Origin of the sequence: Carnobacterium sp. 1290_CSPC (assembly GCF_001053265.1) — a bacterium.
GTDB classification, from domain to species: Bacteria; Bacillota; Bacilli; order Lactobacillales; family Aerococcaceae; genus Aerococcus; species Aerococcus urinaeequi.
Map to the genome: position 1 here is coordinate 20,228 of NZ_JVVG01000055.1, position 9,702 is coordinate 29,929.

The window sequence follows — 9,702 nt, forward strand, 5'->3', positions numbered from 1 at the left end:
TCAAATATAATTACTATAATCAAAGTGCTAACAGTCTAAAATATAAATCGAGGGAGATGAGCAAATGTCTCAGTCAAATGATCCAAATAATTTAAATGACCAGTCATCATCAGTGGATAACCAAATCGATGAACCAATTAAAAACCCAAATGAACCACATAGACCTGAAAAGAAAGAACGTAAATTGACTGCCTTACAATCAGGCTTAATTGGTGGTGCAGTTGCTGCTGTGTTAATTTCTGGTGTGGGCTATGCTGTGACGACTGCCAATGATACGGATGATCAGATTTCAACAGAAGAAGTGCAATCGATTGTAGATGAGGCAGTTTCTAGTGCGCAAGCAGATAACACAACTTCTTCAGTCCAATCGGCTTCACTTGATGTGACTACGGATGTTTCTGAAACAGTAGCTAATGTACAAGATTCAGTTGTTTCTGTTGTGAACATGACAGAGTCTGTTTCAACATATGATTTATTCGGATTTACTTCACCAACTCAAGGAGAAACTACAACAGAGTCTTCAGAATTAGAAACGTCTTCTGAGGGTTCAGGTGTCATCTACAAGGTTGACGGGGACACTGCTTATGTTGTCACTAACAATCACGTAATTGACGGGGCAGATGCGATTAATATTATTATGGCTGACGGTACCCAAGTTGAGGCTGAAGTGGTTGGTTCTGATCCATGGACTGACTTAGCGGTATTGGAGATTTCTTCAGATGTTGTGACAACAGTTGCTGAATTTGGGAATTCTGATAGCTTGAAAGTAGGGGAGCCTGCGATTGCCATTGGTTCACCTTTAGGTTCTGAATATGCAACAACAGTGACGCAAGGGATTATCTCTGGTTTAGACCGTTCGGTAGCTGTTGATATTAACGGTGATGGTACGTCTGACTGGGTGGCTAATGTTATCCAAACAGATGCAGCGATTAACCCTGGTAACTCTGGTGGTGCTTTATTAAATGCTGCTGGACAAGTGATTGGGATTAACTCGATGAAGGTATCAAGTGACCAAGTAGAGGGTATGGGCTTTGCCATCCCAGCAGGTGAGGTGCAAACAATCATTGGTGAACTGGAAGCCAATGGCGAAATTGTCCGTCCGGAATTAGGTGTATCTATGGTTGACCTTAACCGAGTGTCATTAGATTATCAATCACAAAACTTACAATTACCTGATGATGTTGATGGTGGTGTTTATGTTGCAGAAGTATCAGCAGGATCGGCAGCGGAAGCAGCTGGCTTACAAGCGGATGATGTCATCGTTGAATTTGCAGGTGAAGCTGTAACGGATTCAGCATCATTACGTCAAGCTTTATACCAACAAAAATCTGATGCAAGTGTAGAAGTTTCCTTCTACCGCAATGGTGAATTACAAACAACGACTGTACAGTTACAACCACAAAACAACAGTTCCGCAACCCAATAAAGAATAAATTCTGTTCAATTACACAGAATTATTAAATAATATAAATGAAGCTCAACCGTCAGTTAATATCGGTTGAGCTTTTTCGATGGTATAACTTGCATCAGGTGGAAAGTATCATTTAATTTATCGAGGGATAGAAAACTTAGAGACTTGTCCACTTATCCCCATACCTTATCCACATAGATGTGGATAAAATGGTGTGGATGTGTATAAAATGTTGGTACCGCTTAAAACATTGAGATATAAGCTTTGTGAATTGTGAACCTTTATGTGGATAGTGGGGATAACTATGGGGGCGGAGTGTACTTTTTCAAAAATGCCCATAAATCGCGTCTAATGGTTGTGGAAACTGTGGATAATCATAAACATTAGGTAAACGAATAATAAAAAGGTTGAGACCAGCGTCCCAACCTAATAGTTGCATAAGGGCCATTAACGAATTTCACGTAAATAGTCAGCTTTTTCAAATTTGTCAGTATTAGCAATAGCGACATAGATATCATCGGCCTGGATGATATAGTCAGCAGGGAAGGTTGTGGTTAATGCTTCACGGCGACGTTTGCGGATACCAATGATATTGATGTCGTAGCGTTGACGTGTATTCAATGAAGTGAGTGATTTGCCCACCCATTCTTCTGGTGGACGGAATTCTACTAAAGATGTTTCGTCATCTAGGTTAATAATTTCTTCAATGGTGTAGTGAATCATACGACGCGCAATTTGAACGCCAGATTCTTTTTCTGGTTGCACAATGGTATTTACACCTAGCGCTTCTAAAACTTTACGATTTGTTTTATTTTTAACCTTACAGATGATATGGTTGATACCTAATTCTTTTGCATTAATAACGCCTAATACAGAAGCTTCAAGGTTGGTACCTGTAGAAATAACGATCGCATCACATTGGCCAAAACCAAGGTTTCGCATATATTCTATATCAGTAAAGTCTCCAACTGAACCAACTGTTAAGTAACCATCTAAACGGTTTACATTTTTTTCATCTAGATCACAAGCAATGATTTCAACACCGCTTTCGGATAATTCTTTAGCGATTGTAGAACCAAAAATACCTAAACCTAAAATACCTACTAGATTCATTTTTCCCATTTTATAACACCTATCCTATTAAAATATTTGTGTTTATATATTTAATATCACGTTTTTTATTTTGTTTACTTGGTAATAATGAAAGGAACATAGTCATTGGACCAATTCGTCCCATAAACATTAATGCCATTAAAATAATTTGACTAGCCATAGAAAGCGTTGGTGTTAAATTGGCTGTTACACCAACGGTTGCAAACGCAGAAATGGTTTCAAATAGTATATATAAGAAATCCACCTGAGGATCAAAAGCTAAGATTAAACCAGAACCAATAATTAATAAAGTGGTATATAGTAAGAAGATAACAAGTGCCTGACGTAATAGTTTTGATGGAATCGTGTGTTTATCAAAGTTGATAAATTCTTTTTGTCTAATCTCTGCAATAGCTAACATTAATACTAAAGCAAATGTTGTTGTTTTTAAACCACCAGCTGTACCACCAGGACTACCACCGATAAACATAGTGACAATGAATATCAAAATACTAACAGGGTGTGCCAGTGTATAATCAATAGATGCAAATCCCGCAGTACGCATAGTAACGGTTTGAAAAACAGCGGTCATGAACTTGTCACCAATAGACATCTTCCCAATCGTATCAGAATTGTTCCACTCAAAAGCGAGAAATAGAAAGGTGCCTAATGTAATAATTAGGATGGTCATTTTTAAAGCTAATTTAGTATGTGGGCGTAATTGACGAATAGCCTTTTTTAAAGCAGATTTTGGTCTAGATCGGTCGAATTTCTTCATTTGGTTAGCCACATCAAACCAAACTGAAAATCCTATACCACCAAGAATAATAAGAGAAATAATGGTCCAGTTAACCAAAGGCTGTGTCTGTAAACCTATCATAGAAGAATTTCCTAATGGGTCAAACCCAGCATTACAGAAGGCAGAGATAGCCATAAAGATACTTAGAAAAGTGCCGCGACCTAAACCATACGTAGGAATGAAATAAGTGGCAAAGAGTAAAGCACCAACACCTTCAATAATAAAAGTGTATCGGAAAATTTTACCTAGCCAGTTAGAAATATTATTTAATGAACTATTGTTTAAAGCGTTAGACACAGCAACTTGGTCTCGAATACGAACATTTTGGCCAATCCTAAAATAAATTAACGCGATGAAGGTCATTAAGCCCAACCCACCGATTTGGATCAACATCATCATAATAATTTGACCAAATGTATTATAGGTATCAAAAATGGATTCAACCCATAAACCTGTGACAGAGACAGCAGAAACAGCAATGAATAGATGATCAAAGTATGTTGCATCTGATGTGGCCACCTGGCTAATTGGTAGACTCAGTAGTAGTGAACCTACAAAGATGACGACAGCAAATGACAAAGCAATTTTTTTTGCGCTAGATAATTGACTTACCGGTTTTAGAAAATAACGCAGTACCCTATGTATTAAATTAATTGTGATAACCTCCCATAAAGTTTGATGACTTTAAGAAATTTTAAGATTCATTTTTCAAATACGATTAATTATAAACACTTTAACAGAAAAATCTAGTAGAATAAAAGATAAAAAAGTTAATAACGAAATATTTGCATGATAGGAGTTATTTTTGCATGTTAATTAAAATTATCTCAGTTGGTAAATTGAAAGAAAAGTACCTAAAACAAGGCATTGAAGAGTATAGCAAGCGCCTTTCGCGCTATACGAAGATTGAAATTATTGAAGTGAAAGACGAACCAACAAAAGAAAACGCTAGTGAATCGGAAGATGAAATGGTGAAGGATGCGGAAGGTGAACGTATCTTGAATAAAATAAAACCGGATGATTATGTTTATCTGCTAGCAATTAACGGACAAATGCTGTCCTCACCAGAATTAGCTAAATCGATGCAGAGTCAAATGACCCGAGGGAAATCAACTTTACTTTTTGTGATTGGGGGATCCTTAGGTACGAGTAGTGCAGTCAACCAGCGGGCGAATCAAGCCGTTTCTTTCGGCAAAATGACATTACCTCACCAATTGATGCGATTGGTCTTAACAGAACAAATTTATCGCGCCTTTAGAATACAAAATAATGAACCTTATCATAAATAAAAAATGTTTCAGTAGGATAAATGGCGATTAGAATGCAGGATATGTTAAGATGCAAGAGAAAGATGACTTTCTATATGGATTACGCTAAGTATACAAGGAGTAGTGAGGAGTTTAAGTATGAATATTTTCCCAATACATGCATTAGCAGATAATTATATTTGGATGATTGAAGATACAAATAGTGTTGTGATTGTTGACCCGGGTGAAGCAGCAGAAGTTTTATCTTATATCGAAGTAGAAAAACCTAGTCAAATTGCTATTTTATTAACACATAAACATGACGATCACATTGGTGGTGTAGAGGAAATTATCCAGGCCTACCCAGAAACTAATATCTATGCTCCAAGTGAAGTACCAGGTTTTGACAATATGACAATTTTGGAAGATGGTAGCCAGGTAGATATTTTAGGTCATACAGTAACCGCCTTACTTTCAGCGGGCCATACAGCAGGACATTTAGCCTATATTGTCGATAATCAGTTTCTATTTTCAGGTGATGCTATGTTCTCAGCGGGATGTGGTCGCGTGTTTACAGGTGATTACCAAGCAGCGTTTGATGCCTTAGAAACTTTTAGCCGTTTAGACGATGACATCGCTGTATTTGCAGGACACGAGTACACCTTAACCAATTTAAAATTCGCACATTCAATATTTCCTGAAAATGAAGTATTTGCTGAAGCCTTAGGGCAAGCAGAAGTTTTAAATGCTGCAAACCATCCTACTTATCCTTCAACTATTGGTAGAGAAAAAATCATTAACATTTTTATGCAAGTAGAAGATGTCACGGCTTTTAAAGATTTAAGAAATTTACGGGATAATTTTTAAAACATTCAATGTGGAAAAATATTATGGTGAGGTAGCAGATGGTAAGCTACCTCTCTTTTTTTATTTATCCTCAACCATATAAGTATCTGGATTAGAGATGAATACAAATTTGTACTGCATATTGTGTTTTTTATATAAGAGAAGCATGAAGCTAACAAGGGTAAAATGAAAATAAGGCATGAGAAGGTCTGTATCTCAATGTTTAAATTACTCTTTTTCTCATATTAATAAAAACAGCAATGTACAAATAAATATAGTGACAATGATTTTCTTCAAGTAGAATTGACTTGTATCAATATAGCGCGATAATATGATGGTATAAACGCTTACATTGATAAAAAAGGGAGGAAATTTTTATGTGGACATTTATAATAGGTGTTCTCGCTTTAGTTGGAGGGTACTTCACCTATGGTCGCTATATCGAGAAAAATTTTGAGCCAAATCCAGAACGGACGACGCCAGCGGAAGTTTTACAGGATGGTATGGACTTTGTACCTATGCCAAGATGGAAAAACGGTATTATTGAATTATTAAATATCGCTGGTACAGGACCAGTATTTGGTCCAATCATGGGTGCTTTATATGGGCCAGTCGCTTATTTATGGATTGTTTTTGGTTGTATATTTGCTGGGGCGGTCCACGATTACATGTTGGGGATGGTATCTCTTAGAAATAATGGGGCACAATTACCCGCTTTAGCAGGTAAGTATATTAATAAAGGGACTATGCATGTAGTTAACTTATTTGCTTGTTTACTATTATTATTGGTAGGTACTGTATTCGTTTCGTCGCCTGCAGCGCTTATTCAAAGCTTGTTGCCAGGTAATGTAGCTTTAATTATCATTATAATTGCTATTTTTATTTACTTCATTATTTCAACAGTTTTACCAATCGACCAAGCAATGGGGAAAGTATATCCTTGGTTTGGTGCAATACTCATCATTTCGACTTTAGCAATCGGTTTAACATTGATCTTTGGAGACCACTCAATGATTGAATTGTCTTCAGCTACTATGTCGAACTTTCATCCTAAAGGCTTGGCTATTTTCCCAGGTATCTTCTTCACTATTTCTTGTGGAGCAATGTCAGGTTTCCATGCAACCCAAGCACCAATGGTATCTCGTACAATGGAAAATGAACGTGAGGGGCGTTTCACTTTCTATGGTATGATGATTGCTGAAGGTGTTATCGCGATGATTTGGGTGGCAGCTTCATTAGCCTTATTCGACGGTGAAACTTTATCAGGTATGATTGATGCAGGTACTGCTTCAGCAGTTGTGAATGCCGTATCATTAGAATTATTGGGACCAGTATTTGGTACTTTAGCTATTATTGGGGTTATTGTGTTACCATTATCATCTGGTTTATCTGCATTCCGTTCATTGCGTATTATTATTGCAGATTATACCCACATGAAACAAGATACACTACCAAAGATAATGACAATCACTTTACCAATTTATGTAATTTCATTCTTCTTAACCTTTGTGGACTTCAATATCTTATGGCGTTACTTCAACTGGGCCAATCAAGTTACAGCTGTATTAGCCTTACTGGTAACAACGCGCTATTTATTCCTGAAAGGTAAAAACTACTTCGTAACATTAGTGCCAGGGGTATTTATGTTATATGCCGTTGTCGTTTATTTGTTAAGTGAGCCTATCGGTTTTAACTTGGGGTTAAGTAATTTATCCTACTGGGGCGGGGCAGCCATTACACTAATCATACTTGCAGTATATTGGCGCCAAGGAGTGAAACAAAAAGAAACTATGGATCCAAGTTCAAAACTTATCAACGACCAATTACAAATCAACCAATTATATCCGGAATTGGTTAAGAAAAATAACTAATAGGTTAACCTTAAAAGTAACAGATTGACTCATAAAAATGAAACGCCATCAAATTAGAGTTTTAAAAAAGCCGAGTAATCATTATTTGATTGCTTGGCTTTTTATTTATACTCACTTACTTGGAAATCAAATCTAATTGAGAAAACGTGTTGCCCCCATTTACAGTGGTAAAGCGTAATCTCTGTTTAAAAAATACTAACCACCCAAAATAAAACCTATCATATAAGCGATTAATGCAGTTGCACCTCCTACTAATAACATTTCCATACCAGAGCGGACCCAGTTTGTTAAAGTTAACTTTGATTTGATTGCACCTAAGATAAATAGCGTAAGTCCAGTTAAAATACTAGCAACTATAAAAGTATTTTCCATAAGAAATGTTGAAGATGAAGCAAAGACATATGCAATCAAGGGAATAAATCCATACAAAATAAAGGATAAAAAAGTAACTAAAGCATTATTTATAGGATGCGCTTCTGTTTCTGCAGTGCCAAAGATCATGTTTATACGCTCTTGTTCGATTACTTTTGGATATTTAGCTAATGTTTCTGAAATTGATGAAGCATCCGTTTCTGTAAGTCCTTTGTTTATATAATATTCCTTGAAATCGTTTAGTTCAGATTGAAAATCATAATTGAAATTAGATTGGTGCTGTTCAATCTCTTTAGTGATAAATTCGTTTTCTGACTTAGAGGATAAGTAATCACCGACAGCCATTGAAAGACCATCCGCTAATAAGTTTGAGAAGCCTAGAATAATTACAATCTGAAAGTCTAAAGCACCGCCAGTCACGCCGGAAACTACTGCAAAAGTTGTTATTATGCCATCTAAACCGCCATAGACCATACTTTTCACATAATCACTATTCATACGAAAATTGAATCGATTAGCTTTGAACATGACAAACCCTCCCTCATACAGCTATTATAGACCTTAGCGTTTCTTTCAGTCTATGTAGTTTAGTGTAAGTGTTGCAATCACCTCATAAAAAAAGTCTCCAAGGCTATTTTTTGATGAGAAAAAATAGTTTTGGAGACAATATAGTTTTCGTATACGGGCGTTTGATTGCCTATTCGTTATTGTTTTCTTTGTTATCTGAGAAGCTAGTCCCGAAGATGTTATCAATAATGGATAAGATACGGTCCCATATGCCTACAGCATCTTCTTGTAATTGCTCAGTATCAGCATTTTCAATTGCTGAAGAAGCAGAAGCGGCAACGTTACTCGCAGCGTCAGTCAATGAGCTTGCTAAGTTAGATAATTGTGTTTTTTGCTCTTCACTTAACTCAAGGTTAGAGAAGTTTTTCATTTGATCAATAATCGCTTGGATATTGTCTTCAGAAATCACACCATTTAAGTTGTAGTTATTCACAACATTATTCACGATAACAGTAATTTCATCCACTGAAATTGAGCCACCATTTTGGTCTTTCAAGTCAGCAATTTGCGCTTTAATATCCGCAATCGCAGCGTTCATGTCGCTATCAGAGTAACCTTCAGTATCTTCATTCTCTTGTGTAATTGAAGAAGTTACCGCTAACTCATCTTGCGCCACTTGACGGGCATCATCATCTAATGAATAACCAGCATCTTCAAAGGCTTTATAAACACCCGCTAAGGCACCTGAACCATCTACTGTAACAGCAGAAGCAACTTTAATATCTACGTCAATTGCACCCGCAGTAATGGCCGCATTCTCATATTGGGCTTCAGTGATATCTGTTATTGTATCTGGTGTTTCGATTTCAACCGTTACGCCACCATCGTTATCAGCTGGTGTGATATAAGCTGAAGAGTAGACTTGGTTGTATGGGTAGCTATCTTGTAATAAGTCATTTAATTCATTAACAGCCACTTCGATTTCAGTCGCGCCATCTTCAACACCTAATAATTTTTTTGTTTCAGTATATTGGCTATCATCTAAAGTTTCCCCGTATGTAAACATCGGGTCAATAGCAATCTTATCTGCTAATTTATTTGGTGCAGCTACGGCAAGTCCTAAAGCTAAAACACCACTAGTTAATAAAATTCGTTTTGTAAACTTTTCCATTGTATGTTTCCTCCTACAGACTGATTATGACCATTAAGGTCGTAGTTGTCGGTAAGCCCATTGTATCATTTTAAATTGGAAAGGGTTTTAGAAAACTGTTAACAAGGATATAAAAATTGTTTAAGGAGAAAAGGAGTGCGAAAGACGACGCTTCCTGTCTAGGAGTAATATGATTAAGGTGCGAGAGACCTCTCTGGAGACTCGAACCTAACTAGGGTGAGGGCGGTCCCACTGCTTTTTAAGACTATGTTAGGCATAAGCATAACCTGAAAGTTAATAATCAGAAAAAATGGGTTACTAGCCATATCACTACAAAAATAATCTATTTCATTTACAAGCTGTCAGCTAAGGAAACCTAGGTATTGATACCTAGGAGGAATTAGCGA

At 36.7% G+C, this 9,702-nt stretch carries 8 protein-coding genes; 4 read left to right on the top strand and 4 right to left on the bottom strand.

Annotation, left to right across the window (positions count from 1 at the left end; genetic code table 11):
- Window positions 1-64: 64 nt before the first annotated feature.
- Window positions 65-1,426: a S1C family serine protease gene (locus AC973_RS04885; RefSeq protein WP_048728021.1), complete on the top strand. Its 1,362-nt coding sequence runs from the start codon at window positions 65-67 to the stop codon at window positions 1,424-1,426.
- A 432-nt stretch (window positions 1,427-1,858) separates the two neighbouring features.
- Here the strand turns inward: AC973_RS04885 and AC973_RS04890 are convergent, their stop codons facing one another.
- Both AC973_RS04890 and AC973_RS04895 read right to left on the bottom strand, forming a co-directional pair.
- Window positions 1,859-2,533 carry a potassium channel family protein gene (locus AC973_RS04890; protein WP_048728023.1) on the bottom strand — a complete coding sequence of 225 codons (675 nt, stop codon included), beginning with the start codon at window positions 2,531-2,533 and terminating at the stop codon, window positions 1,859-1,861.
- Window positions 2,534-2,543: 10 nt separating this feature from the next.
- The gene (locus tag AC973_RS04895) at window positions 2,544-3,881 is read right to left on the bottom strand and encodes a TrkH family potassium uptake protein (RefSeq protein WP_048728026.1); all 1,338 of its coding nucleotides are present in this window, start codon (window positions 3,879-3,881) and stop codon (window positions 2,544-2,546) included.
- Window positions 3,882-4,111: 230 nt separating this feature from the next.
- Here AC973_RS04895 and rlmH point away from each other — a divergent pair, with 230 nt between their 5' ends.
- The 3 genes from rlmH (at window position 4,112) to AC973_RS04910 (ending at window position 7,266) form a co-directional block, all read left to right on the top strand.
- Window positions 4,112-4,591, top strand: coding sequence for a 23S rRNA (pseudouridine(1915)-N(3))-methyltransferase RlmH (gene rlmH / locus AC973_RS04900; protein ID WP_048728028.1), 480 nt, complete (start codon window positions 4,112-4,114; stop codon window positions 4,589-4,591).
- A 117-nt stretch (window positions 4,592-4,708) separates the two neighbouring features.
- Window positions 4,709-5,416, top strand: coding sequence for a hydroxyacylglutathione hydrolase (gene gloB / locus AC973_RS04905; protein WP_048728031.1), 708 nt, complete (start codon window positions 4,709-4,711; stop codon window positions 5,414-5,416).
- A gap of 356 nt (window positions 5,417-5,772) precedes the next feature.
- The gene (locus AC973_RS04910; RefSeq protein WP_048728034.1) at window positions 5,773-7,266 is read left to right on the top strand and encodes a carbon starvation protein A; all 1,494 of its coding nucleotides are present in this window, start codon (window positions 5,773-5,775) and stop codon (window positions 7,264-7,266) included.
- Between the two features lie 195 nt (window positions 7,267-7,461).
- On the opposite strand, the gene AC973_RS04915 is transcribed toward AC973_RS04910, so the two are convergent.
- Window positions 7,462-8,166 (bottom strand): VIT1/CCC1 transporter family protein, encoded by a 705-nt coding sequence (locus tag AC973_RS04915; RefSeq protein WP_016896376.1) that lies wholly within the window; start codon window positions 8,164-8,166, stop codon window positions 7,462-7,464.
- 169 nt (window positions 8,167-8,335) lie between these two features.
- Window positions 8,336-9,316 carry a DUF1002 domain-containing protein gene (locus AC973_RS04920; RefSeq protein ID WP_048728035.1) on the bottom strand — a complete coding sequence of 327 codons (981 nt, stop codon included), beginning with the start codon at window positions 9,314-9,316 and terminating at the stop codon, window positions 8,336-8,338.
- Between the last annotated feature and the right edge of the window lie 386 nt (window positions 9,317-9,702).

What these genes read in the sequence shown, in the direction of transcription:
- AC973_RS04885 (WP_048728021.1), top strand. Translation starts at nt 65, where the DNA reads ATGTCTCAGTCAAATGATCCAAATAATTTAAATGACCAGTCATCATCA.
- AC973_RS04890 (WP_048728023.1), bottom strand. Translation starts at nt 2,533, where the DNA reads ATGGGAAAAATGAATCTAGTAGGTATTTTAGGTTTAGGTATTTTTGGT.
- rlmH (WP_048728028.1), top strand. Translation starts at nt 4,112, where the DNA reads ATGTTAATTAAAATTATCTCAGTTGGTAAATTGAAAGAAAAGTACCTA.
- gloB (WP_048728031.1), top strand. Translation starts at nt 4,709, where the DNA reads ATGAATATTTTCCCAATACATGCATTAGCAGATAATTATATTTGGATG.
- AC973_RS04910 (WP_048728034.1), top strand. Translation starts at nt 5,773, where the DNA reads ATGTGGACATTTATAATAGGTGTTCTCGCTTTAGTTGGAGGGTACTTC.
- AC973_RS04915 (WP_016896376.1), bottom strand. Translation starts at nt 8,166, where the DNA reads ATGTTCAAAGCTAATCGATTCAATTTTCGTATGAATAGTGATTATGTG.
- AC973_RS04920 (WP_048728035.1), bottom strand. Translation starts at nt 9,316, where the DNA reads ATGGAAAAGTTTACAAAACGAATTTTATTAACTAGTGGTGTTTTAGCT.